Genomic DNA, 25,032 nt, shown 5'->3' with positions numbered 1-25,032 from the left:
AATCGTCGCTCCACCGGAGCGGATTCTTCGGCGTGCCATTCGGCGCGACCAGTTGGATGCTGCCAGGCGAAGCGTCCTGCGCGCCCTCTTCATCAATCTGATTCTCGGCCTCACCTGTCTCGCGGTGGCGATCCGCGCGGACCACGCCATGGCCGGCGGCATCTGGTTCGCCGCCTCGACCATCGCCAACCTCCTGCGGGTCTATCTCTGCCGGGCGTTCTGTATCGGCCTCGACGACGACACCCCCGTCGAGTCCGATAAGGCCGCCACGGCCATCGACCGGCGTCTGGAACTGATGGCGTTCGGCGCCTTCCTGTCCGGTCTGGTCTGGGCCTGCGTGCCGTTCCTCTGCGCCGGCTACACCACGCCGCAGGCGATCTTCTACCTCGTCGTGACCTGCGGCATCACCGCCGGGGCGGTGAGCTACGGCACGTCCTTCGCGCGCATCCCCGTCTTCTTCATCACGCCGCCGCTCGTCTCGGTGGTGGGATGCCTGTTTGTCACGGGCGGCTTCGAGCGCGAATGCCTCGCGGTGACGACGCTCGTCTATCTCGTCGCGCTGATGCGCACCTGCTTCGAGACGGAGGCCAACTTCCGGCGGACCAGTGGGTTGAAGAACGAGGCCAACGCGCTCGCCGCGCGCATGGCGAACCGCGCGATCTGCGACGGGCTCACCGGTCTCCTGAACCGCGCGGGCTTCGCGGAGCAGGCCGAGGCGACGCCCGCCCCCTGCCTGATGCTGCTCGATCTCGACGGCTTCAAATCGGTCAACGACATCTACGGCCACAAGACCGGCGATCAGGTCCTGGCCGAGGTCGGCCGCCGCCTGCGGGCGCAGGTGCCGGCCTGCGGGCATGTCGGCCGGCTGGGCGGCGACGAATTTGCCATCCTCTACGATCCCGCCGTGGCGGGCGTGCCGGTTCGCGATCTCGCCAAAGCGATCATCGCGGCGGTGGCCGAGCCCTTCGACCGGTTCGACACCGACCGCGTCGGCATCAGCATCGGCATTCATCTCGGCGCCTGCGACAGCCTCACCGAGGGGCTCGTGCGGGCCGACGAGGCCCTGTACGCGGCCAAGTCCACCGGTCGGAACCGATACCGCATCTTCGATGACGAGTTGCGCAACCGCCTCGACATGCGCCGCGACGCCGAGCGCGACCTGCCCGACGCCCTCGCCGAGGGCGCTGTCGAGGTGTGGTTCCAGCCGATCTTCCGCGTCCGCGAGGGCAACCTCGCGGGGCTGGAGGCTCTGGTGCGGTGGCGCCACCCGCGCCACGGCTGGGTGCCGCCGCCGGACATCATCGCCGCCGCCGGGGTGATCGGTCTGTCGGAGGCGCTGCTGCGCTACATCCTCGATAGCGTCTACCGGATGAAGCTCTCGCTCACCGAGCGCGGGGCGACCGACATCCGCATCGCCATGAACGTCTGCCCGCGGGAACTGACTCAGACGCCCATCGAGGGGCTGATCCTCGACAAGCTCGAAGCCTTCGGCCTTCCGGCGGATTGGCTGGAGATCGAACTGACGGAAGACACCGCCCTCGACGCCGCCGCCGTGTCGGACAAGCTCGGCGCACTGTCGCGGGCCGGCGTGAGCATCGCCATCGACGATTTCGGCGTGGGCTATTCGTCCCTGTCGCGCATCCGGCAGTTGCGCGTGAACCGCGTGAAGATCGACCGCAGCCTCGTCACCGGCCTCAACGAGGCGGGCGACAAGCGCGGGCTCGTCCAGGCGGTGATCGATCTCGGCAAGGCGCTGAGCCTCGAAGTCGTGGCCGAGGGCGTCGAGACCGAGACCGACCTCGTCGCCCTGCGCGAGATGGGCTGCCCCTTCGCCCAGGGCTACCATCTCGGCCGCCCGATGCCGGCCGAAAGGGTAATCGAGAGCTTCGCGTTGCCGCTGCTGAAGGTCGCCTGAGCGTCAGCGCAGGCGGTAGTCCGACATCCGCGCGCGGCGGGCGCTGCGCCGGTAGGCCAGCACGGAATCCGGCCAGAGGGTCGTGTTGCGGCCCTGGTTGTCGAGATACCAGCTGCGGCATCCGCCGGCCTGCCAGATGCTCTCCTTCATCCGGTTGCGGATGCGCTCCACGAAGCGGACCTGCGCCGGCTCGCTGACCTCGATCGCCTGTCGGCCCTCGGCCAGGGCCTTGAGGCAGCCGATGACATGATCGACCTGAATCTCGATCATGGCGATGATCGAGTTGTGGCCGATGCCCGTATTGGGGCCGAGCAGGATGAAGTAGTTCGGGAAGCCCGCGACGGTGATGCCCTGGAAGGCCTGCATCCCGTCCGCCCACGCCTCGGCGAGCCGGCGCCCCTCGCGGCCGACCACCTCCGTGCGCAGCGATCCGCCAAGCACGTCGAAGCCGGTGGCGAAGACGAGGGCGTCGAGGCCGTGCTTCGTCCCGTCCGCCATCTCGACACCATCGGGAACGATGCGGGCGATGGAGCCGGTCTCCAGGGTCACGTCGTCCCGCTGGAGGGCGGGGTAATACTCGTCCGAGAGCAGCACGCGCTTGCAGCCGAACCGGTATTGCGGCGTCAGCTTCTCGCGCAGCACCTTGTCGGGCACGGCCTTGCGCAGGTTGTGCTTGGCCATCCCCTCGGCCTGGGCCGTCACCTTCGAGACGCGGGTGAACCCGACGAGTGCCGGAAATTCGAGCCGCCAGAACAGGCGCCACCGTTCCAGCAGCCGCAAGACGGGGAAGCGGGCGTAGCGCGCCTTTCGCTCCTCCGGGATCGCCCGGTCGTTCTTCGGCATGATCCAGGGGGGCGTCCTTTGGAACACCGTGAGGTGCCCGGCATGGCCCGCCAGTTCCGGCACGACCTGGATCGCGCTGGCGCCCGTGCCGACGATGCCGACGCGCCGGCCCTTCAGGTCGGCGGAATGGTCCCAGGCGGCGGTGTGGAAGCTCGCCCCGGCGAAGTCGGTGCGGCCGGGAATGTCGGGCATCGACGGATGATGCAGCCCCCCGGCACCGGAGACGATGGCGCGGGCCAGGATCTCGCCGCGATCCGTCTCCGCTCGCCACAGGGCACCGGCCTCGTCCCAGACCGCCCGGCGCAGGGTGGTGCCGAAGCGGATGAGCGGCATCAACCCGTACTGCTCGGCGACGCCGCGCAGGTAATCCTCGATCTCCAGCTGCTTGGCGTAGAGGCGGCTCCAATCGGCCTTCGGCGCGAAGGACAGGGAGTAGAGATGCGAGGGCACGTCGCAGGCGGCACCCGGATAGGTGTTCTCCCGCCACGTCCCGCCGATGCCGGGCCCCTTCTCGATCACCGAGATCGGCCCGATGCCCTGCTGCTGGCAGCGGATCGCCATCGCCACGCCGGAGAAGCCGGCGCCGACGATGAGCACGGCGAGAACGCCGTTTGTGTCCTTGGCGGCGCTCATGCGTGGGTCTCCCGGCCGGCATGGCGCCTCAGGAAATCGGCCGCCTCGTCGAGGGAGATCTTGGCTTCCGGGAGAACCTGATCGGCGAATTGCCACGCATGGGCCACAACGGGGAAAATCCGCAGCCGCGTCTCGACCCCCGCCGCCTTGGCCCGATTGGCCATCCGCACGGCGTCGTCGCGCAGGATCTCGCGGTCGCCGACATGGAACAGCAGTGGCGGCAGCCCGGTCGGGTCGCCATAGACCGGCGAGGCGAGGGGCGTGCGCGGATCACCTTCGCCGACATAGACGGGTGCCACCTCCGCGATGGATTGGGCATGGAACATGGCATCCCGGCTTCCGTTCGAGACGCGCGAGCCGTCCACGGCGGCGAGGTCGGTGACGGGGGAGAACAGGCAGGCGGCCGAGGGGAGGGGAATGCCCCGGTCCCGCGCCGCAAGCAGGAGCGCCAGGGCGAGGTTGCCCCCCGCCGATTCGCCCGCGAGGCTTGCAGGCCCCGCGGCGCGGAACGCGCTCCACGCGGCGATGACATCATCGAGCCCCGCCGGGAACGGATGCTCCGGTGCCAGCCGGTAATCTGGCGCGAAGACCTCGAAGCCCCGCCGCGCGAAGGCCCCCGTCACCGGGCGGTGCGTCCGGGGCGAGCAGGCGACGAAGCCGCCGCCATGGACGTAGAACAGCCGCCGCAAGGCTTTTCCCGAGACCGGCCGGATCCATTCGCCCGGCACACCGCCGAGGCTGCCCACCTCGAAGGTCGCGTCGCGCGGGTCGGGGAACGAGGCGCCGCCAAGGATGCGGCGCACGTCGTCGATGCTCTTGGCGCCCGCCAGGGGGGCCTTCACCCGGCGGCGGACCATCCAGGCCCCGATATAGGCACGCAGGCTCGCCATCTCAGACCTTTCCGCCGGAGAGGCGCAGGATCGCCCGCCAATAGCCGGCAGGCAGTAGGCGCTGGATCAGCGCGGCATTGCGCGCGTCCTTGCCGACGACGATGCGCGGCGCGCGCCGCTCGATCCCCCGCAGGATGGCGGCGGCGGCGGCGTCCGCCGGCAGGGTGAGCAGCTTCTCGAAGGCGACCCGCCCGGCCTCCGCCGCCTGGCGCATCGTTTCCGCTTCCGCAGGATCGTCGGACAGGCGCGGATTGCGGGCGTTGCGGGCGATGGAGGTCGCCACACCGCCGGGATGCACGACGCTGACGCCGAGCCCCGTGCCGGCATATTCGTGGCGCAGAGATTCGGTGAAGCCGCGCACCCCGAACTTGCTGGTGCAATAGGCCGCTTGGCCGGGCGGCGCGATCAGCCCAAACAGGCTGGAGATGTTGACGATCTGCGCCGCCGGACGCTCCTTCAACATCGGCAGGAAGGCGTGGCACATGCGGATCACGGCCCGCAGGTTCACGTCGAGCACCCACTCGAAATCGTCGAGATGCGTTTCCTCGAAGCGCCCGCCCAGGGCGACGCCGGCATTGTTCAAGAGGAGATCGAGCCGGCCGAACCTTTGCGCGACCGCCTCGGGCAGCGCGGCGATGGCCGAGGCGTCGGCGAGGTCGAGGGTGCGACACTCGGTGTCCGCGCCGGCTGCCTTGGCGCGTGCGGCGGTGACGGCCAAGCCTTCCGCGTCGCGGTCGATCAGCATGAGCGAGGCGCCCCGCGACGCCAGCGCCGTGGACAGGGCGGCGCCGATGCCGCTGGCTGCGCCGGTCACGAGGGCGACGCTTCCCTGCAGGCGGAATCGTTGAGCCAAGCTGCTCTCCCGGCCTCCCTCCGGCGGTGCCGGATCTCAGGGGGTGATAGGCCCGGTGGGCTTCCCTGTCTAGGGTGGATACCCTAAAGACGATCCGTGATGACCCGCGCGACACCGATCCCGAGCGCTGCCGCCCCGCGCACCCGCGACCGGATCGTCGCGGCGAGCCTCGCGCTGTTCAACGCCCGGGGAATCGGCCGCGTCACGACGGCCGAGATCGCCGCCGCCTCGTCCATGCGCGAGGGGAACTTGCACTACCATTTTCCGCGCAAGAGCCTTTTGGTGGAGGCGATCTTCGCCGCCTTCGCCGCCGAGGCCGAAGCCGTGGCGGGCCGCCTGCCGGCGGACTTCGAGCAGGCCGATGCCCTGACGGCCTATCAGCGGGCCTGGTTCGACCTGATCTGGCGCTACCGCTGCATCTACCGCGACGGGATCGCCATGGTGGAGATCGCGCCCGCGTTGCGCGGCGAGGTCCGCACCCTGCGGCAGCGGACGCAAGCACTTGCGCGAGGCGTGTTCGAGGCCGCCGCCGAGGCCGGGCGCCTGCGCATCGATCCGGACGCGCTGACGCGGCTCCTCGACAACGCCTGGATCGTGTCGAGCCACTGGATGAGCTTCCACCTTCAGGGCAAGGCGGATCTCGATGCGGCCGACCTCGAATGGGGGTTCGATCAGGTGCGGGCGCTGTTCCTTCCCTACATCGTCCCGGTCAGCGCAACCGAAGCTTGACTGTTGGTACGATCCTTCCATCCCGGGTGGGATGATCGAACGCCTGATCCACGCGGCCCTGAGCATCGCGCTGCTCCTCGCCGTCGCCTTCCTGTTCTCGGTGAACCGCCGGCTGGTGCGGCCACGGGTGGTGATCAGCGCGCTCGCCCTGCAGATCGGCCTCGGCGCGCTCGTGCTGTTCGTGCCGGCGGGGCAGGCAGCGTTGCACGCGGCCGCCGACACCGTCGCGACGCTGCTCGCCTACGGGGACCGGGGCACCGCCTTCCTGTTCGGCGGCCTCGTCGAGCCGCGCATGTTCGAGCTGTTCGGCGGCTCCGGCTTCATCCTAGCGCTGCGGGTGCTGCCGCAGATCCTCTACGTCTCCGCGCTGATCGGCGTGGTCTATCATTTCGGGATCATGCAGGCGGCGGCGCGTATCCTCGGCGCGGGGCTGCAACGGCTGCTCGGCACGTCGCCCATCGAATCGTTCTCGGCGGTCATCACCATCGCCATCGGGCAGAGCGAGATCGCGGTGGCCCTGCGCCCCTTCCTGCCGATGCTGACCGGGGCCGAACTCTTCGCGGTGATGTCGAGCGGCGCTTCCTCGACGGCGGGGGCGATCCTCGCAGGCTACGCGGCACTCGGCGTGCCGATGGCCTACCTGCTGGCCGCCTCGGTGATGGCGATTCCCGGCAGCCTGCTCTACGCCAAGATCCTGTTTCCCTCCTCCGAGCCGACCCGCATCACCTCCACCCATGTCACCTTCGGGGAGGCGAGGGCGGCCAACGTCATCGAGGCGGCGGCGGACGGCACGCAGAAGGGCCTCGCGGTGGCCGTCTCGGTCGGCGCCATGCTCATCGCCTTCGTCGGGCTCATCGCCCTGGCGGACGGCATCCTCGGCTGGGGCGGCACTCTGTTCGGATGGCCCGGCCTGTCCATCGAAGCCGTGCTCGGGCGCGTCCTGGCGCCGCTCGCGTGGCTGCTGGGGGTTCCGTGGGATCAGGCGGGGATCGTCGGCGGCGCCATCGGGCAGAAGTTCGCCTTCAACGAATTCCTCGCCTACGCCTCGCTGTCGCCGACGCTGAAGGCCGGCACGCTCGATCCGCGCTCGCAGGCCATCGTCTGCTTCGCGCTCTGCGGCTTCGCCAACTTCGCGTCCATCGCGATCCAGCTTGCGAGCTTTTCGAGCCTCGTCCCCGAACGCCGGTCCGAGGTGGCGCGCTACGGCTTGCGGGCGATTCTCGCGGGCTCGCTCTCGAATTTCACCAGTGCGGCCATCGCCGGCCTGTTCGTGGGCTGAGCCCAAACGAAAAACGCCGCCCCCCCGAAGGAGGCGGCGTTCTCAGACCTAACGGTCCCGGATCGACTTAGTTGAAGGTGTCGATCTCAGCGGACTCGTAGCTGGTGACTTCCATGCCGACGCAGATCTCAGACACGACGGGAGCAGACCAAGCCATTATAATTCTTCCTGATAAGACTTCGGGATGGGTGAGTAGCGTCAACCGGGCCGCGATCCGAAGATCGCGAACCACTTAGTTGAAGGTGTCGATCTCGGCCGACTCGTAGCTGGTGACTTCCATGCCGACGCAGATCTCGGACACGACGGGGGCAGACCAAGCCATCTGAACCATCCTCAAGTGTTAGAGCCACCGGTCCGACAAACGGACCGTCTGATTTTGCCGCAGCCACCTGATCGGCCCGCGATCCGGTCTCCCGGAGCGCTGCGCCTCTCGGCCCTGCGATATGCAGGATATAACCGTTTGTTGGCGCGCAATACAAGCGGACACGAGCTTATATTTCTCACAGTCACACCGGTCATCCGATAACCCTGAGTTGCTGCTTTGTGCTTGACGGACGCTGCGGGGCAGCGCACGACGCAGCCGCGCGGCACCGCTTAGGCGGGGCTGCGGCCCCTTCAATCCCAGACCCGTGAAGCGACGTGCCCGACCGATCGTGCCTGCCGCGCCCGGCCCTGCGCCGTCGCTTCCGTTAAGCCGTCTTCGCGCCGGCCTGCGGGACCGGCGAGCGGCCCGGGAGCGGCCTGACATCCTGAGGCGCGCCGCCTCGTCCCATGAGGCGCGTCATGAACGAGATGGCTCCCTTCGACGCCCGCGTCGAACCCGCAGCCCTGGCCGCAAGGCTGGCTGACGAGCGCGCCCCCGACATCGTCGAGGCGCTGAATACCGAGGCGCCGGAAGTCGCCACGGCGATCCTGCTCGGCCTGCCGATCGAGAAGGCGGTCGAAGTGCTCGACCAGCCCGAACTCGAACGCGCCAGCGAGATCATCGAGATGCTGCCCCGCGACCGGGTGGCCTCGTTCCTGTCGGGCATGTCCGCCGACCGCGTGACCGACGTGTTCCGCGAGATCGAGGAGCCCGGCCGCTCCGACCTGCGTGCCCGCCTCGACGCCGAGACGCGGGGCGCCGTCGACCGGCTCTCGGCCTATGGCGAGGAGACCGTCGGCTCGCTGATGACGACCGAGTTCGTTACCGTGCCCGGCACGTGGACGGTGGGCCAGACCCTCGAATATTGCCGCCACGTCGAGAAGACGCGGGAGACGATCTACTCGATCTTCGTGCTCGACCCGCGCACCCGCGCGCTGACGAAGGCCGTGCCCCTGCGGCGGCTCCTCTCCGGCAACCCGGAGGACAACGTGCTCACCGTGGCGCCGGGCCGTGCGCCGCTCGCCGTCTCGCCCACGGCCAGCCGCGACGAGGCCGCGCGCCTGATCTCGAAATACGATCTCCTCGCCCTGCCGGTGGTGGATGCGGTGGGCCACGTCATCGGCATCGTCACCGTGGACGACATGATCGACGCGATGATCGAGAAGCAGACGCAGGAGGTGCAGCGCTTCGGCGGCATGGAGGCGCTGCCCGAGCCCTACATGGATATCGGCTTCCTCACGATGATCCGGAAGCGGGCCGGCTGGCTCTGCGCCCTGTTCCTCTCGGAGATGCTGACCGCCTCGGCGATGCAGGGCTTCGAGGGCGAGCTGGAAAAGGCCATCGTCCTCACCCTGTTCATCCCGCTCATCATGAGCTCGGGCGGCAACTCCGGTTCGCAGGCGACCTCGCTCCTCATCCGCGCCCTCGCGCTGCATCAGGTGCGCCTGCGCGACTGGTGGAAGGTGGCGTTGCGCGAACTGCCCACCGGACTGGTGCTCGGCGGCATCCTCGGGGTGATCGCCGTGGTGCGCATCGTCGCGTGGCAGAAGCTCGGCCTCTACGATTACGGGGAGCATTGGCCGCTGGTGGCGGCGACGGTGGGGCTGGCGCTTGTGGGCATCGTGACCTTCGGGTCGCTCGCCGGCTCGATGCTGCCCTTCCTGCTCCAACGCATCGGCTTCGACCCCGCCACCGCCTCGGCGCCGTTCGTGGCGACGCTCGTCGATGTGACGGGGCTCGTGATCTACTTCTCGGTGGCGCTGCTGATCCTGCGCGGGACGCTGCTCTAGTCCTGCGACGCCGCCACGAGGCGCTTGCGCTGCACCTTGCCGTTGGCGGTCCTCGGCAGGGCGTCGAGGAAGCGGATCTCGCGGGGGCGCTTGTAGGCGGCGAGGCGGTCCGCGCACCAGTCGAGCAACGTCCCGGCATCCGGGGCGGCGCCCGGCTGAAGCACCACGAAGCCGCAGATCACCGACACGTCGGCGCGCACCGGCAACTCGGCCACGCCCACCTCGGCCACGGCCGGGTGGGCGCCGAGCACCACCTCGACCTCGTTTGGCGAGACGCGGTAGCCCATCGCCTTCATCAGGTCGTTGTTGCGGCCCTCGAACCAGAGGTAGCCGTCCTCATCGAAACGGGCGAGGTCGCCGCCGACGAACCACTCGCCACGGAACACCTCCGCTTCCTCGTCCGGCCGGTTCCAGTAGCCCAGCATCAGCGCCGGCTCCGACCGGTGGACGGCGAGGAGCCCGCTCTCGCCCAGCGGCAGCGGCTCCGGCCCGCCCTCGACGGGGAGGATCGCCACGCGCCTCCCCGGCTGCGGCTTGCCCGGCGATCCCGGACGCACGGGGATGGTTGGGCCGCTGGAGATGTAGGTCGAGATCTCGCTCATCCCGAGGGCTTCGTAGAGCGGCTTGCCGGTCGCCTTCTTCCAGGCGTCGAGTAACTCGACGGAGAGCGGTTCGCCCGCCGTGCAGCCGTGGCGCAGGCTGGTGAGGTCGTGGGCGGGCAGGTCGCCGTATTTCAGGATCTGCCGGTAGAGGGTCGGCACGGCGGCGAAGATCGTCGCGCCGTAGCGGGCGATCAGCCGGGGCCAGACACCCGGATCGCGCGGCCCATTGTAGAGCACCGCCGTCGCGCCCACCGACCACGGGTCGGACAGGCCGACGCCGAGCGTGTAGGTCCAGTTCATCGTGCCGGCGTGCAGCATCACGTCGGATTCGGTGATGCCGATCCAGTGAGCGAGCATCGGCCGGCGGCCGTAGGTCGCCCGGTGGCCGTGCAGCACGCCCTTCGGCCGGCTCGTCGTGCCGGAGGTGTAGATCAGCATGGCCGGGTCGTCGGCCGCCGTGTCGGCGTAGTCGGCCAGCGGCTCGCCGGTCTTCAATGCCGCGATGGCAGCTGCGTCGAGGAGGATGCGCCCGGCCAGGATGTCGGGCTCGACGGTGCAGCCGCCCGCCAGCGCCACCGCCGCCGCGCCGGAATTCTCCATGAGGAAGGCGGCCTCGCCCTCCGTCAGTTGCGGCGACGAGGGCAGCGAGACGAGGCCCGCCGCCATCGCCCCGAAATGCAGCAGGGCGTAATCCGCATCGTTGCCCATGCGGATCATCACCCGGTCGCCGGGCTTAAGCCCCATCCGCAGCAGCCCCGCGCCGATGCCGCGCACCGCCCGGTCCACCTCGCCGAAGGTGAGCCGCGCCTCCGTTCCGTCGCCCACGAGGATGAGGGCGGTCTTCTCGGGCCGGAGGCGGGCGTTCTCGCCGATGCAATAGCGGGCCGCGTTGAAGCGGGCGGGCGGCTGGCGGCTTTCGTTCAACGGGCGTCTCTCTCGGGTGGCGGCGGATCTTACGTCCGCCGCTGGGTCTCCCGTTCTTCCAGCCCCTTGAGCACCTTGTCGAGGGTCATCGGGTAATCGCGGATGCGGATGCCCGTGGCGTTGTAAATCGCGTTCGCGACCGAGGCGCCCGCGCCGCAGATACCGAGTTCGCCCAAACCCTTACTCTTCAGCGGGTTCGCCTTGTCGTCGAGTTCGGGCAGGAAGAACGCGTCGACGTTCGGCACATCGGCGTGAGTGGAGACGTGGTACTCCGCAAGGTCGTGGTTCACGTAGTAGCTGTAGCGCGGGTCGATCACGGCATCCTCCATCAGCGCCGCGCCAACGCCGAAGATCATGCCGCCGATGGCCTGCGAGCGGGCGGTCTTCTCGTTGAGGATGCGCCCGCCGGTGAAGCAGCCGAGCATCCGCCGCAGCCGGATCTCACCGGTATCGACGTCCACGCCCACCTCGGCGAAATGCGCGCCGTAGGAGTATTGCGAGAACTTCTTCTCCATCTCGCCGGGCTTGATCTCGCCCTTGGCCTTCAGGCCCTCGGACCCGGCAAGGTCCTTGAGCGCAACCGAGCGTCCGCCGACGCTCACCGAACCGTTGGCGAAGGTCGCATCGCCGGAGCCGAGCCCCGCCTTCTCGACCAACGCCTTCCGAAGGTTGTCGCAGGCGACGTAGAGTGCCGAGCCCGCCGAGCCCGCGCCGAACGAACCGCCGGAGCCGGACGCCTTCGGGAAGTTGGTGTCGCCGAGTTCGACGCGCACCTTGTCGGCCGGCAGGCCCATCATCTCTCCGCCGATCTGGGTGAGGATCGTGTAGGTGCCGGTGCCGAGATCGGTCATCGCCATGCGGACGACGAGCACGCCGTCCGGTCCGAGATGCACCGAGGCCGAGGACGGCTTGAGCGGATTCTGCCGCGCCGCCGCCGACATGCCGATACCCACGAGCCATTGCCCGTCGCGGGTGGTGCCCGGCTTGGCACGCTTGTCCCAGCCGAACCGTGCCGCGCCTTCCTTCATGCAATCGACAAGGCGGCGGGTGGAGTAGGGGATCTTCTTCTCCGGATCCTCCTCCGGCTCGTTGCGGACGCGCAGCTCGATCGGGTCGATGTTCAGCCGCTCGGCCAGCTCGTCCATGGCGCATTCGAACGCGAGCTGACCCACGGCCTCGCCGGGCGCACGCATCGAGGAGGCGATGGGCAGGTTCAGATTCACCAGCCGGTGGGCGGTGATCCGGTTCGGCGCCGCGTAGAGCGAGCGCGTCACGTTGGCCGAGGTTTCATAGAACGCGTCGCCGATGGCGGTGTCCGACCACGATTCGTGGCCGATGGCCGTGAGACGGCCGTCCTTGTCGGCGCCGAGGCGGACGCGCTGGATCGTGTCCGTCCGGTGCGTCCCGACGTGGAACTCCTGCTGGCGGGTCATCGCGACCTTCACCGGCCGCTTGACGACCTTCGACGCCAGGGCGGCGAGCGTCGCCTCGGGCAGGGCCTGAAGCTTCGAGCCGAAGCCGCCACCGATATAGGGCGTGACGATCCGCACCTTCTCCGGCGGAAGTTTCAGCACCGAGCCGAGCGGGGGCTGGCCGCGGTTCGGCATCTGGTTCGCCGAATAGAGCACCACGGCATCGCCGTCCGGCCCCGTCTGCCATTCCGCGATGGTGGCGTGCGGCTCCATCTGCGCATGGATCTGCGTCGGCGTCGTGTACTCGACGTCGATCTGGATCGGCGCCTTGGCGAAGGCGCCGTCGAAATCGCCCAATGACGAATCCGCCTTTACGCCGGGCGACGTCACCATCGGCTTCGGCTCGTAGGCTGCGCCGAGGTTCGGCTTCAGCAGGCCCTTCGGCTTGGTGGCGTCGTAGCTCACCTTCACCAGCATGGCGGCGGCGCGGGCCTGTTCGAAGGTCTCCGCGACCACGAAGGCGACCGGCTGACCGTAGAACGTGACCTCACGGCCCTGCAGCTGCGGCCAGACCTGTTCCTTCTTCTCGCCCTGCTCCGGCACGTTCTCGTGGGTCATCACGAGAATCGTGCCCGGCGCCTTGCGGGCGGCCTCGGCGTCGATGGCCTTGATCGTCCCGGCGGCGACGGTCGCCGTGACGATGTAGCCGTAGGCCGGGTTCTTGAGCGCGTGGCTCTCGTAGGCGTAGGGCGCGCGGCCCGTCACCTTGAGGGGCCCGTCGACACGGTCGAGGGGCTTGCCGACGAGGCCGTCGGCGCGGTCATCGAGCGGCGTACGGCCGATCGGCTGGTTCATCTCCATGGCGGATGTCCTGCGTTCGGCGTCAGGCGCGGGTCGCTTGCGCGACGACGGCGCGCAAGGTCCTGCGGGTGAGGGGGATCTTGAAGTCGTTTGAGCCGTAGCCGCGGGCGCCCTTCAGCACCCGGTCGGCGGCTTCGTCGGCGGAGCCGGTGCGAACCAGCGCCTCCTCGGCCGCCGCCACGCGCCAGGGCTTGTGCGCGAGGCCGCCGAAGGCGAGACGCGCCGAGCCGACGCGGCCGTTGCCCTCCGCTGCGATCACCGCCGCGATGGAGATGGTGGCGAAGGCGTAGGAGGCCCGGTCCCGGACCTTCCGATAGATATGCGTGCCCTCGATGGGCTTTGGCAGCGTCACCGCCGTGATGATCTCGCCCTTCTTCAGATCGGTCTCGATCTGCGGCGTGTCGCCCGGCAACCGATGGAAATCGGCCATGGCGATGCTGCGGGTCTGGCCCTCAGGGTTCACCGTCTCGATGGTGGCGTCGAGGGCCGCCATCGCGACGTTCATGTCGGACGGGTTGGTAGCGATGCACTGATCGCTGGCCCCGACCACGGCCATGATGCGGTTGAAGCCGCCGATGGCCGCGCAGCCCGAGCCCGGCTCGCGCTTATTGCAGGGCATGGCCGTGTCGTAGAAGTAGTAGCAGCGGGTGCGCTGAAGCAGGTTGCCGGCGGTGGTCGCCTTGTTGCGCAACTGGCCCGAGGCCCCGGCGAGCAGGGCCCGCGAGAGCACCGCGTAATCCTTCCGCACGCGGGGATGGGCGGCGAGGTCGGCATTGCGCACCAGGGCGCCGATCCGCAATCCGCCGTCCTTCGTGTCCTCGACCTGTGCGAGGGGCAGGCGGTTGACGTCGACCAGGGTGGCGGGCATCTCGACCTGAAGCTTCATCAGGTCGAGGAGGTTTGTGCCACCTGCGATGAAGGTGGCGTTCGGCCGCTCGGCGACGATCTTCGCCGCCTCCTGAACGGTCGCGGGACGCTCGTAGGTGAAGGCTTTCATTGTCCGACCCTCACAGCTTCGTGCCGGCGGTGTCGCGGATCGCCGCGACGATGTTCGGGTAGGCCGAGCAGCGGCAGATGTTGCCCGCCATCCGCTCGCGGATCTCGGCGTCGCTCAGGGCGGTCTTGGCCGTCAGGTCGTCGGTGACGTGGCTCGGAAAGCCGTCCTTGACCTCGTTCAGCATGCCCACCGCCGAGCAGATCTGCCCTGGCGTGCAGTAGCCGCACTGGAAGCCGTCGTGCTGGATGAAGGCGGCCTGCATCGGGTGCAGCGTCTCGCCCTGGGCCAGCCCCTCGATGGTCGTGATGTCGTCGCCCTCGTGCATGACGGCGAGCGTCAGACAGGAGTTGATGCGCCGCCCGTTCACCAGCACCGTGCAGGCGCCGCACTGGCCGTGGTCGCAGCCCTTCTTCGACCCCGTGAGCGCGAGATGCTCGCGCAACGTGTCGAGCAGGGACGTGCGGGTGTCGAGGTTCAGGTCGTGCGCCTGGCCGTTGATGGTGAGGCGCACTGGCATGGTCTGCGGCGCGGGGTCTCCGGCGGCGGGGGTTTCCGCCCGCGCGGAGGACGTGGGCAGGCCGAAGCCGCCGAGGCCGAGGGCGCCGACGACGGCGCATCCCTCGACGACGGCACGGCGCGTCGGCGCACCCGCGTTGCCCGGTGAATGGTCTGTCATGCTGCAAATCCGCTGAGAGACGGCCAGCGCGACCGCGCGGCGTGATCCAGAAAGCGTCAGGGCAACGTTGCATCGCCTAGGCTGGATCCAATCCAAACTGCGCCCGATCCGCACGGGGTCCGAGGGCGCCCTGGCGATGCCGGCCTTATCACCACAGGTGAAGGCTGATACCCCACAGGCAGGAAAGGCCCGGCATGGCTTCCATTCCGACGCTGACGATGAACGACGGCCGCAGCATCCCGCAGATCGGATACGGCTGCTGGCAGATCCCTGAGGACAAAGCGCCGGGCCTCGTCGGCGATGCGCTGAAGGCGGGCTACCGGCTCATCGACACGGCCGCCGCCTACGGCAACGAGGCCGGGGTCGGAAAAGGCATCCGCGACTCAGGGGTGCCGCGCGCCGAAATCTTCCTGACCACGAAGCTCTGGAACGACCGCCAGGGTCCCGACGCCGCCAAGGCCTTCGAGGAAAGTCTCGCCAAGCTCGGCCTCGACTACGTCGATCTGTACCTCATCCACTGGCCGTGCCCGCAGCGCCGGCTGTTCGTGGAGACCTGGAAGGCGATGATCGCCCTGCTCGATGCCGGGAAGATCAAGTCCATCGGCGTCTCGAACTTCACGGACGAACACCTCGCCACCCTCGTCGGGGAGACCGGGGTGACGCCTGCGGTGAACCAGATCGAGCTTCACCCGTACTTTCAGCGACAGGATGCCCGCGCCGCCGACAAGGCTCGCGGGATCGTGACGGAGGCCTGGAGCCCCCTCGGCCGGGGCGAGGAACTGAAGGATCCGGTGATCGCCGAGATCGCCAAGGCACATGGGAAAAGCCCGGCCCAGGTGATCCTGCGCTGGCATATCCAGATCGGCGTCGTGGTGATCCCCAAGAGCGCCAACCCTCAGCGGATCGTCGAGAATATCTCGATCTTCGACTTCACGTTGAGCCCGGAAGAGATGGCGCGGATCGGCATGCTCGATAAGCCGAGCGGACGGATCGGGCCCGACCCCGCTACCTTCTGCTGAGCTTTTACGGTCGCGGACGCGCTTGTCGGGATGCTGCGGCGCACCCTGACAAACGCGCCGCAAAAGATTTATGCTCAAAGCTAGCATATCTAGACAGGGGCATCCGGCAGCCATAAGTTAGGCGGCACAATGCTCAAAGTGAGCATAATTGGAGGACGCCATGACGGCGACCATCGCGCCCGCCTCCCGGATGCCGGGAGCCCTGCCTCTGCCGGACCTGTACGCGCGGGTCTCCCGTCACGTTCCGGCCATCGAATGGCCGGCGCTGGCGCCGGACATCGAGGCGATCCTGCGCCTCAAGCGCGAGAAGAACGCGGTGATCCTGGCGCATAATTATCAGGCGCCGGAGATCTTCCACACGGTGGCGGACATCGTCGGCGACAGCCTCGCCCTGGCGCGTGAGGCGGTGACGGTCGATGCGGACATCATCGTGCTCGCGGGCGTCCACTTCATGGCCGAGACCGCCAAGCTCCTGAATCCGTCGAAGACTGTGCTCATCCCCGACATGGGCGCCGGCTGCTCGCTTGCCGATTCCATCACGGCCGAGGACGTGCGCGCCCTGCGCCGGACGTATCCGGGCGTGCCGGTCGTCACCTACGTGAACACGTCGGCGGCGGTGAAGGCCGAGTCGGACCTCTGCTGCACCAGCGGCAATGCCGTGCAGGTGGTGCGCTCGCTGAATGCGCCTCGCGTGCTGATGATCCCCGACGAGTTCCTGGCGCAGAACGTCCAGGCCGAGGTGCCGGAGGTCGAGATCCTGACCTGGGCCGGGCATTGCGAAGTGCACGAGCGCTTCACGCCCGCCGACATCCGCGACGTGCGCGAGAGCTACCCCGGCGTCACGGTGATCGCCCACCCGGAATGCCCGCCGGACGTGGTGGCCGAATCGGACTTCTCCGGCTCGACCGCGATGATGATGGACTACGTCGTGCAGAAGCGGCCGGCGCAGGTGGTGCTCGTCACCGAATGCTCGATGGCCGACAATATCGCGGCAGCGAACCCGGACATCGAGTTCATCAAGCCCTGCAACATGTGCCCGCACATGAAGCGGATGAGCCTGCGCAACATCCGCCGCTCGCTCGAAACCCTGACCCACGAGGTCACGGTCGATCCGGCCCTTGCCGACCGGGCGCGGGCCGCCGTGGAACGGATGCTGGCCGTGAGGACGCGATGAACGCCTTCTCCCGCAACCCGGCGGACCGGGTGGTGGTGGTCGGCGGCGGCGTCGCCGGCCTCAGCACCGCCCTACGTCTCGCCCCCCGCCCGGTCACGCTGGTGACCGCCTCGCCCCTCGGTCTCGGCACGGCGACCGGCTGGGCGCAGGGCGGCATCGCCTCCGCCATGGGCGCCGACGATTCGGCGGCGCTGCACGCCGCCGACACGGAAGCGGCTGGCGCCGGCCTCACGGAGCCCGACGTGGCGCTCCGCATCGCCGCCGAGGGGCCGCGCCTGATCGACTGGCTGGTGAGCCTCGGCGCGCCGTTCGACCGGAACGAGGACGGCACGCTGGCGCTGGGCCTGGAAGCCGCCCACAGCCGCCGCCGCATCGTGCGGGCCGGCGGCGATTCGACCGGCGCGCGTGTGCTCGAAACCCTCGTCGCGGCAGTGCTGAACGCGCCGTGGATCGAGGTGGTGAGCGCCGCCGTCACCGATCTGCTCCGCGACGAGGCGGGCGCGGTGGCGGGCGTCGTCGCGGAGAGCGACGGGGCGCGGTTCCGCATCCCCGCCCGCGCGGCGGTGCTGGCCACGGGCGGACTCGGCGGGCTCTATGCCTCCACCACGAACCCGCCCGGGGCCATCGGGCGCGGCATCGCCCTGGCAGCGCGGGCCGGGGCGACGCTTCGCGACATGGAGTTCGTGCAGTTCCACCCCACGGCCATCGCGGCGGGGCGCGATCCCATGCCACTCGCCACCGAGGCCCTGCGCGGGGAGGGCGCTAGGCTCATCGACGAGACCGGCGCCGCCGTGATGGCCGGCATCGCTGGGGGCGATCTCGCCCCGCGCGATGTCGTCGCCCGCGGCATCTTCCAGGCGTTGCAGCGGGGGCGGACGGTCTATCTCGACACGCGTGGGGCGCTCGGCGCCGCGATGCAGACGCGCTTCCCCACCGTCGCGGCCCTCTGCGCCTCTGCGGGCATCGACCCCGCGACGCAAGCGATCCCGGTTCGGCCGGCGGCCCACTATCACATGGGCGGCGTGAAGGTGGATGCGCACGGCGCGTCGAGCGTGCCCGGCCTCTATGCCTGCGGCGAGGTTTCCTCGACGGGCCTGCACGGGGCGAACCGGCTCGCCAGCAATTCGCTCCTCGAAGGGCTGGCCTATGCCGGCTTCATCGCGGACGGGCTCGACGCGCCGCTGCCCCGCCGGATCCTGCCCGACACCGCTCCCCGCCGTGCCGGCTCCGACCTCGCGGCGATCCGCGCGGTGATGGAGACGAAGGTCGGCGTGGTGCGCGAGGAGGCGGGCCTTTCCGCCGCCGTGGCCGAGTTGTCGCCGCTAACCGAGACCTGCGATGCGGCCCTGGTCGCCTCGCTGATCGCGGCGAGTGCGCTGTCCCGGCAGGAGAGCCGTGGCGCCCACTGGCGCAGCGACCATCCCCATCAGGCGCCCGCCCGCCACACCGAAACGACGCCCGCCGGCGTTGCCGCGCCCGCTCTCGCCGAGTGAGACAGCCGTGACCGAGATCCTTCCCCTGCCGAGGCTCCTCGTCGAGCCGATCGTCCGCGCGGCCCTGGTCGAGGATCTCGGCCGGGCGGGCGACATCACCACCGATTCCATCGTGCCGCCCGGCGCGCGGATGAAGGGCGTCATCGCCGCCCGCCAGCCGGGCGTGATTTCCGGCACGGACGCGGCGGCCATCGCCTTCGCCCTGGTCGATCCCGAGGTGAGCGTCACCGTCGAGCGTGGCGACGGCACGAAGGTCGCCCCCGGCGACGTGGTGCTCCACCTCGACGGCCCGGCGCGGGCGATCCTCACCGCCGAGCGGGTGGCGCTGAACCTGCTGTGCCGGATGTCGGGCGTCGCCACGGCCACGAACGGCCTGGTGGAGGCGGCCCGGCCGCACGGCAAGGCATCCATCGTCTGCACGCGCAAGACGACGCCGGGCCTGCGCTCGCTGGAAAAGCACGCGGTGCGGGCCGGCGGCGGCTCGAACCACCGCTTCGGCCTCGATGACGCGGTGCTCATCAAGGACAACCACATCGCCGTGGCGGGCGGCGTCCGCGAGGCCATCGAGCGGGCCAAGGCGCGGGCCGGGCACCTCGTGAAGATCGAGTGCGAGGTCGACACCCTCGACCAGTTGCAGGAAGCCCTGTCGGTCGGCATCGATGCCGTGCTTCTCGACAACATGGACCCGGCGACGCTGGCCCGTGCCGTGGCGATGATCGAAGGCCGGGCGCTGTCCGAGGCATCCGGCCGGATCACCGTGGAGACGGTCGGCGCGGTGGCGGGATCGGGCGTAGACCTGATCTCCTGCGGCTGGATCACCCACTCGGCGGCGATCATCGACCTGGGATTGGACGCGGCCTGATTGAAAACGGCCGCGTTCGCGCGCATATGCCCGGCGCGATTTCCCAACCTGACCCGGAGGTTCATTCCGTGAGCGAGACGATCGAGCGGCACGAATTCGGTGCGGAGGTGGGCCGCCTCCTCGACCTCGTGGTGCACGCGCTCTATTCCGACCGCGAAATCTTCCTGCGCGAGCTGGTGGCCAACGCCGCCGACGCCATGGACCGGCGCCGCTTCGACGCGCTGACCAGCGCGTCGAGCGCCCTGCCGCCGGACGCGAAGGTCCGCATCGCCCCCGACAAGGATGCCTGCACCCTCACCATCTCCGATGCGGGCATCGGCATGGCCAAGGACGACCTCGCGTCGAGCCTCGGCACCATCGCCCGTTCGGGCACCCGCGCCTTCTCGCAATCGCTGGAGGCCGCCAAGGCGGAGGACCGGCCGAGCCTGATCGGCCAGTTCGGCGTGGGCTTCTACTCCGCCTTCATGGTGGCCGACCGCGTGACGGTCACGTCGCGTAAGGTCGGCGCCGACGAAGCCTGGACCTGGGCCTCCGAGGGCCAGGGCAGCTACACCCTCGAACCGGGCACCCGCGCCGAGCCCGGCACCGACATCGTCCTCCACCTCAAGGAAGACGCGGACGAGTATCTCGAACCCTACCGGCTCGATCACCTCGTGCGGAAATGGGCGGACTTCATCACCGTCCCCGTCGCCATCGTGCGCGACGGCAAGGACGAGGCGGCGAACCAGGGCACGGCCCTGTGGCGCAAGCCGAAGTCCGAGATCACCGAGGAGCAGTACACCGAGTTCTACCACTCGGTCGGCATGAACTTCGACAAGCCCTGGGCGACGCTGCATTGGCGGGCGGAAGGACAGCTAGAATTCTCGGCGCTGCTGTTCGTGCCGGGCTCGAAGCCGTTCCAGCCGATCGAGAACGACCACCAGAGCAAGGTGCGCCTGCATGTCCGGCGCATGTTCATCACCGACGAGGCCGAGTTGCTGCCGTCCTGGCTGCGCTTCGTGCAGGGCGTGGTGGATACCGAGGACCTGCCCCTCAACGTCTCCCGCGAGATGTTGCAGACCACCCCGGCGCTTGCCCGCATCCGCAAGGCCGTCACCGGCCGGGTGATCACCGAACTCACGAACCGCGCCAAGAAGGGCGAGGATTACGAGAGCTTCTGGGAGAATTTCGGCCCGGTCCTCAAGGAAGGCATCTACGAGGATTTCGAGCGCCGCGCCGAGATTGCCCCGCTGCTGCGCTTCCGCTCCTCGGCGGTGGAGGGCTGGACGTCGCTCGCCGACTACATCTCCCGCATGAAGGATGGGCAGGAGGCGATCTACTACCTCGTCGCCGACGATCAGGAGGCGCTGAAGTCGTCCGCGCAGCTCGAAGGCTTCCGGGCCCGTGGCCTCGAAGTGCTGCTCCTGTCCGACCACGTCGATGCGTTCTGGCCGGACCAGCTCGGCACCTTCGAGGGCAAGGCCCTGACCTCGGTGACGAAGGGCAACCTCGACCTGTCGAAGTTCGCCCCCGAGGGCGGCGGCGCGGAGCCCACCGAGGGGATCGACGCCTTCGTGGCGGCGGTGAAGACCGCCCTCGGCGAGGAGGTGGCGGATGTTCGCGTCACCGACCGTCTGGTGGATAGCGCGGTGGTGCTCTCGGCCGGCGGCGCGGGGCCCGACCTTCAGATGCAGCGGCTGTTGCGCCGGGCCGGACGAGCCGGTGCCGGCAAGCCGGCCCTCGAGATCAACCCGCGTCACGCGCTGATCCGCGCGCTCGCGGCCTCCCCCGAATCAGAGCTGCCCGAGGCGGCCGGGATGCTCCTCGATCTCGCGCGGATCCAAGACGGCGACAGCCCCCGCGACCCCGCTGCCTTCACCCGAAAGGTCGCCGCGGCCCTCGCGTCGGCCCGCTCGGTAGGCGCCTGAGGGGATAAAGCGTGACGGGGCGCACCTTCCGCGCCCCGTCGTGATTGATCATTCCGAAACGTGGGGGCCATAACTTCGCCACCGGTCGGGATCATTCCGACCGGATGCGCGGGCGCGGTGGGGGCCGCAGGCGCACTCTCAACTCCACGGCGAGGATCAAAAGTCCCGCCCATCGGACGCGACATGAATCTCGTCGAGGCTGAAGCCGGCAATGGACAGGCGGTCGCGGCAGCGCGCAACCGTGTCCATGCCCATGCGTACCGCCACAGCGGCCGCGTCCGGCGGTTGCGGCGGCTGATCCCCGTGGTCGCCGGCGGCGCCACGGTGGTGCTGCTCGCCTACCTGTTCAATCCCTTCGCGGCGGGCATCTCGGGTGTCAGCGTCGGGCCGGTGACGCTCGCGGGCTCGAAGGTGAGGATGGAGAATCCCCGCCTCTCCGGCTTCCGCAAGGGCAACCGCGCCTATGAGGTGACGGCCGAGGCCGCGCTGCAGGACGTGCGCAAGCCGAGCCAGATCGAGCTTCAGCAGATGCGCGGCCACATCGCCACCGACGACCAGGGCGGGCTCGCCCGGCTCTCGGCGGCCTCCGGCCTGTTCGACAGCGCGCGCGAGGCGCTGGACCTCAAGGACGACATCCGCGTCTGGACCGACAAGGGCGAGGAAGCGCGCCTGATGACGGCGGCCATCGCCTTCAAGACCGGCTCCATCGTCTCGAAGGACCACGTCACCGTCACGACGGGCAAGGGCGTCGTCGATGCGGACGGGCTCGACGTGGTCGAGAACGGCAAGGTCATCTCGTTCATCGGCAACGTGCATGTGTCGATCAACCCGGAGAGCGCGGACGCCGCGAAGGGCGACAAGCTGAAGGGCGCGATCCTCACTTCGGACGCCGATCCCGTGGAGCGTCGGCCGTGAGCGCTCTGAAAACGTTAGCCGCTGCGCTGGCCCTCGGCCTCGCCTTCGCCGCGCCGGCCCGTGCCGAGAAGCCGGCCAAGGATACGTCCTCCGCCTTCGGCAACATCGGCGGCGGCGGCAAGGAGCCGATCAAGATCGACGCCGACCGCCTCGACGTGTTCGACAAGGAAAACAAGGCGATCTTCGCCGGCAACGTCGTCGCCGTGCAGGGCGAGAGCACGATCCGCTGCACGACCATGACGGTCTATTACAAGCGCGGGAAGGACAAGGCTGAGGGCGGTGACGAGTCGGCGCCAAAGAACCCGGCCGAGAACGGCATCAAGAAGGTCGAGTGCGCCGGCCCGGTGACGGTGACGCAGAAGGATCAGGTCGCGACCGGCGACAACGCCGTGTTCGATCAGGATGCGAAGCGCATCGTGCTCACCGGCAACGTCGTGCTGAGCCAGTGCCAGAACGTCACGCGCGGCCAGCGACTCGTTTACGACATGGCGAGCGGCCGGGCGAACATGGACCCCGTGGCGGGCGGGCGCGTCTCGGCCATGTTCGTGCCGGGCGAGAAGTCCGACGGCAAGGACACGAAGGCGAAGGGCTGCACCGTGCCCCCGGCGAAGCCGCGGGCGCAAGCCAATTGAGCGACGCCGTGGCTTTTCAGGCCGGGCCGGCGACGGCGGCCCGCCCCTCGCTGCTGTCGCGCCTGTTCGGCCGGAAGGCCGCCGCGCCGCAGGGCGTGGGGATGCCGGACGACGCCGCTGCGGCGCAGGCCGAGGGCGGCCCCGGCATCCTCTGCGTGCGCGGCCTGCGTAAGAGCTACGGCGCGCGCACCGTCGTGCATGAAGCGGGGCTGACGGTCCATACCGGCGAGGCGGTGGGGCTGCTCGGGCCGAACGGCGCGGGCAAGACCACGATCTTCTACATGATCACCGGCCTCGTCGCCGCCGACCGGGGCGAGATCACCCTCGACGGCCTGCCGATCACCCACCTGCCCATGTACCAGCGGGCGCGGCTCGGCATCGGCTACCTGCCACAGGAAGCCTCGATCTTCCGCGGCCTCTCCGTCGAGGACAACATCCGCGCGGTCCTCGAAGTGGCCGAGCCCGACCGCAAGGAGCGGGCGCGCAAGCTCGAATCCCTGTTGGAGGAGTTCGACATCGCGCGGCTGCGGAAGTCGCCCTCCATCGCCCTCTCGGGCGGCGAGCGGCGGCGCTGCGAGATCGCGCGGGCGCTCGCCTCGTCGCCGACCTTCATGCTTCTCGACGAGCCCTTCGCCGGCATCGACCCCATCGCGGTTGGCGACATCCAGGACTTGGTGAAGCACCTGAAGCAACGTGGGATCGGCGTTCTGATCACCGATCACAACGTGCGCGAGACTCTGGGCCTGATCGACCGCGCCTATATCGCCCATTCGGGCCGGATCCTCACCGAGGGCACGCCCGAGGAGATCGTGGCGAACCCCGAGGCACGGCGCCTCTATCTCGGCGAGGATTTTCGGCTCTAGCGGCCGGGCCTCAGCCCTTCCAGTTCTTGAGCGCCGCGAAGGGGCTGTCCGAGCCCGCCGGCTTCTCCGGGTTCAGCACCGGCTCCACCTGCGCGATGGCATCGGCCAGGGAAAAGGCCGAACCGCTCTGCAGCCGGCCGCCGGCCGCGTCGCGGTGTCCGCCGCCCCGGAACAGGCGCGCGCCGTCGAGGGCGGTGCCGTCGACCGAGCGGAAGGACAGCGTGCCCATCCGCTGCACGTTCACCACGCGCTTGGTCCGCCCGGCCTCCATGATCCGGTCGGAGACCCGCTGGAACATGCCGGAATCGAGCCCGAAGGACAGGAGCGTGCCGTCCTTCAGCGGGCGGAACAGGGTGTCCGAGCGTGCCAGCGCCCGGGCGAGGCGCGAGCGGGTGGTGAGGTTGGCGTCGTCGTCGGGCGCGTCGGCCAGCAGGTCGTTCACGATCCGCGTGCGGATCGCCACGGCGTCCTGTTCCAGCTGCGCCGGGGTGGCTCCTTCGCGCAGGCGCTGTCCGGCGGCGAGGAGCAGCGCCGAGACGAACCGGTCGTGCCAGGGATGACCGGGCGGGATCAGCCCCGTAGCGTTCTCCCAGAAGATCTCATCGAGCGCGATGCCGCCGGGGAAGGCCGCGTTCTCCTTACGCCACAGGTCGAGGGCGTCGATGGCGGCGATCAGCGCGGCCAGATCCTCCTGGCGCTCGGGCTCGTGCGTGGCGAAGAGGGCGCGGTGCGTCATCGTCATCGCCGTCGCGCAGGAATCCTCCTCGATCAGCAGGGTGATGGCCGGATCACCGAAATCCGAGCGCGACAGGCCGGGCCGCTCCGCCACGGGGGCGGGCTCCAGGCCCTGACGGGCCAACTGCTCGGAGGAGGAGGCATGGTGATCGAGCACCACGAGCCTGTGCTTCTCACTCTCCCGCTTCTTGTTCATCGCCGCGAAGCGCTTCAGGCCGGCGATGGTCTGCTCTTCGAGGCCGAGATCGGTCATCAGCAGCGTTTCGGAGGCCTGAGCCTTGGCGAGCCGCTTCACCTCCTCCTCGAAGACCGGGCCGACATCGCTGTAGCGTGGGACGTGGATGACGCGATCCACCTCGGCGCAGGCGGCGGCGACCGTCGAGGCGCCGTAGCCGTCGAGGTCATGGTGGGTGATCTGGGTCAGGCGCACGCGCTCTCGGCTCCGGCTGTCGGGGATCCGGGCTTCTTACGCTGCCAGAACGCCGCAGGCGAGAGAGCGGTGGATGCCGCTTTCTTTAAGTTGCGTGATGCCGACCCACGCAAATGGCCATTGAGCAAGCCCACGGACGTGGCGCGAAACGGCGCGGGGAAGTTAAGAAATAGCTCAAGCCATTGGCGAACAAGCCGTTACTGTCCGGGGCGTACGTTAACCAAAGTGAAGGAA

22 protein-coding genes are annotated in these 25,032 nt (G+C 69.3%); 12 read left to right on the top strand and 10 right to left on the bottom strand.

Features of this window, described 5'->3' with window-relative positions:
• Window positions 1-52: 52 nt before the first annotated feature.
• Window positions 53-1,915 carry a putative bifunctional diguanylate cyclase/phosphodiesterase gene (locus MKK52_RS21980; RefSeq protein ID WP_243957676.1) on the top strand — a complete coding sequence of 621 codons (1,863 nt, stop codon included), beginning with the start codon at window positions 53-55 and terminating at the stop codon, window positions 1,913-1,915.
• A gap of 3 nt (window positions 1,916-1,918) precedes the next feature.
• On the opposite strand, the gene MKK52_RS21975 is transcribed toward MKK52_RS21980, so the two are convergent.
• Genes MKK52_RS21975 through MKK52_RS21965 form a run of 3 tightly spaced genes read right to left on the bottom strand, consistent with a single transcriptional unit; the run spans window position 1,919 to window position 5,134 of the window.
• Complete coding sequence (locus MKK52_RS21975; RefSeq protein ID WP_243957674.1) at window positions 1,919-3,391, bottom strand: flavin-containing monooxygenase; 1,473 nt, start codon at window positions 3,389-3,391, stop codon at window positions 1,919-1,921.
• Window positions 3,388-4,281, bottom strand: a complete 894-nt coding sequence (locus tag MKK52_RS21970; RefSeq protein WP_243957672.1) for an alpha/beta hydrolase — start codon at window positions 4,279-4,281, stop codon at window positions 3,388-3,390. Before MKK52_RS21970 ends, MKK52_RS21975 begins: the two co-directional genes overlap by 4 nt.
• Before the next feature lies 1 nt (window position 4,282).
• Window positions 4,283-5,134 carry an SDR family NAD(P)-dependent oxidoreductase gene (locus MKK52_RS21965; protein WP_243957670.1) on the bottom strand — a complete coding sequence of 284 codons (852 nt, stop codon included), beginning with the start codon at window positions 5,132-5,134 and terminating at the stop codon, window positions 4,283-4,285.
• Window positions 5,135-5,233: 99 nt separating this feature from the next.
• On the opposite strand from MKK52_RS21965, the gene MKK52_RS21960 reads away from it, so the two are divergent.
• Both MKK52_RS21960 and MKK52_RS21955 read left to right on the top strand, forming a co-directional pair.
• Window positions 5,234-5,863, top strand: coding sequence for a TetR/AcrR family transcriptional regulator (locus tag MKK52_RS21960; RefSeq protein ID WP_243957668.1), 630 nt, complete (start codon window positions 5,234-5,236; stop codon window positions 5,861-5,863).
• A 31-nt stretch (window positions 5,864-5,894) separates the two neighbouring features.
• Window positions 5,895-7,142, top strand: a complete 1,248-nt coding sequence (locus MKK52_RS21955) for a NupC/NupG family nucleoside CNT transporter (protein ID WP_243957666.1) — start codon at window positions 5,895-5,897, stop codon at window positions 7,140-7,142.
• A gap of 67 nt (window positions 7,143-7,209) precedes the next feature.
• Here the strand turns inward: MKK52_RS21955 and pqqA (MKK52_RS21950) are convergent, their stop codons facing one another.
• Both pqqA (MKK52_RS21950) and pqqA (MKK52_RS21945) read right to left on the bottom strand, forming a co-directional pair.
• Window positions 7,210-7,299 (bottom strand): pyrroloquinoline quinone precursor peptide PqqA, encoded by a 90-nt coding sequence (pqqA, locus tag MKK52_RS21950; protein ID WP_007559225.1) that lies wholly within the window; start codon window positions 7,297-7,299, stop codon window positions 7,210-7,212.
• 75 nt (window positions 7,300-7,374) lie between these two features.
• Entirely contained in the window at window positions 7,375-7,464 is a 90-nt protein-coding gene (gene pqqA / locus MKK52_RS21945) for a pyrroloquinoline quinone precursor peptide PqqA (protein WP_007559225.1), read from the bottom strand.
• A 461-nt stretch (window positions 7,465-7,925) separates the two neighbouring features.
• Between pqqA (MKK52_RS21945) and mgtE the strand changes: the two genes are divergently transcribed.
• Window positions 7,926-9,296 carry a magnesium transporter gene (gene mgtE, locus MKK52_RS21940; RefSeq protein ID WP_243957664.1) on the top strand — a complete coding sequence of 457 codons (1,371 nt, stop codon included), beginning with the start codon at window positions 7,926-7,928 and terminating at the stop codon, window positions 9,294-9,296.
• On the opposite strand, the gene MKK52_RS21935 is transcribed toward mgtE, so the two are convergent.
• From MKK52_RS21935 to paoA, 4 genes are read right to left on the bottom strand one after another with little or no spacing between them, the layout of a single operon-like run.
• A complete protein-coding gene (locus MKK52_RS21935) occupies window positions 9,293-10,822 on the bottom strand; it encodes a class I adenylate-forming enzyme family protein (protein WP_243957662.1) in 1,530 nt (509 codons plus the stop codon). The genes mgtE and MKK52_RS21935 overlap by 4 nt on opposite strands.
• Before the next feature lie 29 nt (window positions 10,823-10,851).
• Entirely contained in the window at window positions 10,852-13,095 is a 2,244-nt protein-coding gene (locus MKK52_RS21930; protein WP_243957660.1) for a xanthine dehydrogenase family protein molybdopterin-binding subunit, read from the bottom strand.
• A 22-nt stretch (window positions 13,096-13,117) separates the two neighbouring features.
• A complete protein-coding gene (locus tag MKK52_RS21925; protein WP_243957659.1) occupies window positions 13,118-14,092 on the bottom strand; it encodes an FAD binding domain-containing protein in 975 nt (324 codons plus the stop codon).
• Between the two features lie 10 nt (window positions 14,093-14,102).
• Entirely contained in the window at window positions 14,103-14,768 is a 666-nt protein-coding gene (gene paoA, locus MKK52_RS21920; protein WP_243957658.1) for an aldehyde dehydrogenase iron-sulfur subunit PaoA, read from the bottom strand.
• 194 nt (window positions 14,769-14,962) lie between these two features.
• Here paoA and MKK52_RS21915 point away from each other — a divergent pair, with 194 nt between their 5' ends.
• From MKK52_RS21915 to lptB, 8 genes are all read left to right on the top strand, one after another.
• Window positions 14,963-15,787 carry an aldo/keto reductase gene (locus MKK52_RS21915; protein WP_243957656.1) on the top strand — a complete coding sequence of 275 codons (825 nt, stop codon included), beginning with the start codon at window positions 14,963-14,965 and terminating at the stop codon, window positions 15,785-15,787.
• 160 nt (window positions 15,788-15,947) lie between these two features.
• Complete coding sequence (gene nadA / locus MKK52_RS21910; RefSeq protein WP_243957654.1) at window positions 15,948-16,961, top strand: quinolinate synthase NadA; 1,014 nt, start codon at window positions 15,948-15,950, stop codon at window positions 16,959-16,961.
• A complete protein-coding gene (locus MKK52_RS21905) occupies window positions 16,958-18,454 on the top strand; it encodes an L-aspartate oxidase (RefSeq protein WP_243957653.1) in 1,497 nt (498 codons plus the stop codon). Before nadA ends, MKK52_RS21905 begins: the two co-directional genes overlap by 4 nt.
• 7 nt (window positions 18,455-18,461) lie before the next feature.
• Window positions 18,462-19,316 carry a carboxylating nicotinate-nucleotide diphosphorylase gene (nadC, locus tag MKK52_RS21900; RefSeq protein WP_243957651.1) on the top strand — a complete coding sequence of 285 codons (855 nt, stop codon included), beginning with the start codon at window positions 18,462-18,464 and terminating at the stop codon, window positions 19,314-19,316.
• 68 nt (window positions 19,317-19,384) lie between these two features.
• Window positions 19,385-21,223: a molecular chaperone HtpG gene (gene htpG, locus MKK52_RS21895; protein WP_243957649.1), complete on the top strand. Its 1,839-nt coding sequence runs from the start codon at window positions 19,385-19,387 to the stop codon at window positions 21,221-21,223.
• Window positions 21,224-21,406: 183 nt separating this feature from the next.
• Window positions 21,407-22,138, top strand: coding sequence for an LPS export ABC transporter periplasmic protein LptC (gene lptC, locus MKK52_RS21890; protein WP_243957642.1), 732 nt, complete (start codon window positions 21,407-21,409; stop codon window positions 22,136-22,138).
• On the top strand, window positions 22,135-22,770 hold the full coding sequence (locus MKK52_RS21885; RefSeq protein WP_243957640.1) for an LptA/OstA family protein: 636 nt from the start codon (window positions 22,135-22,137) through the stop codon (window positions 22,768-22,770). Before lptC ends, MKK52_RS21885 begins: the two co-directional genes overlap by 4 nt.
• A gap of 101 nt (window positions 22,771-22,871) precedes the next feature.
• Complete coding sequence (gene lptB / locus MKK52_RS21880; protein ID WP_243957778.1) at window positions 22,872-23,633, top strand: LPS export ABC transporter ATP-binding protein; 762 nt, start codon at window positions 22,872-22,874, stop codon at window positions 23,631-23,633.
• 10 nt (window positions 23,634-23,643) lie between these two features.
• Here the strand turns inward: lptB and MKK52_RS21875 are convergent, their stop codons facing one another.
• The gene (locus tag MKK52_RS21875) at window positions 23,644-24,798 is read right to left on the bottom strand and encodes a dimethylmenaquinone methyltransferase (protein WP_243957639.1); all 1,155 of its coding nucleotides are present in this window, start codon (window positions 24,796-24,798) and stop codon (window positions 23,644-23,646) included.
• Window positions 24,799-25,032 lie beyond the last annotated feature (234 nt).

Source organism: Methylobacterium sp. J-067, from assembly GCF_022829465.1.
GTDB classification, from domain to species: domain Bacteria; phylum Pseudomonadota; class Alphaproteobacteria; order Rhizobiales; family Beijerinckiaceae; genus Methylobacterium; species Methylobacterium litchii.
Note: the sequence above shows the minus strand (reverse complement) of the source record. Positions and strands in the feature narration are given on the sequence as shown.

Bases quoted from the DNA above. Each gene is read 5' to 3' on its own strand.
- MKK52_RS21975 (WP_243957674.1), bottom strand. From the start codon at position 3,391: ATGAGCGCCGCCAAGGACACAAACGGCGTTCTCGCCGTGCTCATCGTC.
- pqqA (WP_007559225.1), bottom strand. From the start codon at position 7,299: ATGGCTTGGTCTGCTCCCGTCGTGTCTGAGATCTGCGTCGGCATGGAA.
- MKK52_RS21915 (WP_243957656.1), top strand. From the start codon at position 14,963: ATGGCTTCCATTCCGACGCTGACGATGAACGACGGCCGCAGCATCCCG.
- MKK52_RS21905 (WP_243957653.1), top strand. From the start codon at position 16,958: ATGAACGCCTTCTCCCGCAACCCGGCGGACCGGGTGGTGGTGGTCGGC.
- paoA (WP_243957658.1), bottom strand. From the start codon at position 14,768: ATGACAGACCATTCACCGGGCAACGCGGGTGCGCCGACGCGCCGTGCC.
- MKK52_RS21970 (WP_243957672.1), bottom strand. From the start codon at position 4,281: ATGGCGAGCCTGCGTGCCTATATCGGGGCCTGGATGGTCCGCCGCCGG.
- MKK52_RS21925 (WP_243957659.1), bottom strand. From the start codon at position 14,092: ATGAAAGCCTTCACCTACGAGCGTCCCGCGACCGTTCAGGAGGCGGCG.
- MKK52_RS21930 (WP_243957660.1), bottom strand. From the start codon at position 13,095: ATGGAGATGAACCAGCCGATCGGCCGTACGCCGCTCGATGACCGCGCC.
- MKK52_RS21955 (WP_243957666.1), top strand. From the start codon at position 5,895: ATGATCGAACGCCTGATCCACGCGGCCCTGAGCATCGCGCTGCTCCTC.
- lptB (WP_243957778.1), top strand. From the start codon at position 22,872: ATGCCGGACGACGCCGCTGCGGCGCAGGCCGAGGGCGGCCCCGGCATC.
- mgtE (WP_243957664.1), top strand. From the start codon at position 7,926: ATGAACGAGATGGCTCCCTTCGACGCCCGCGTCGAACCCGCAGCCCTG.
- pqqA (WP_007559225.1), bottom strand. From the start codon at position 7,464: ATGGCTTGGTCTGCCCCCGTCGTGTCCGAGATCTGCGTCGGCATGGAA.
- nadA (WP_243957654.1), top strand. From the start codon at position 15,948: ATGACGGCGACCATCGCGCCCGCCTCCCGGATGCCGGGAGCCCTGCCT.
- MKK52_RS21960 (WP_243957668.1), top strand. From the start codon at position 5,234: ATGACCCGCGCGACACCGATCCCGAGCGCTGCCGCCCCGCGCACCCGC.
- lptC (WP_243957642.1), top strand. From the start codon at position 21,407: ATGAATCTCGTCGAGGCTGAAGCCGGCAATGGACAGGCGGTCGCGGCA.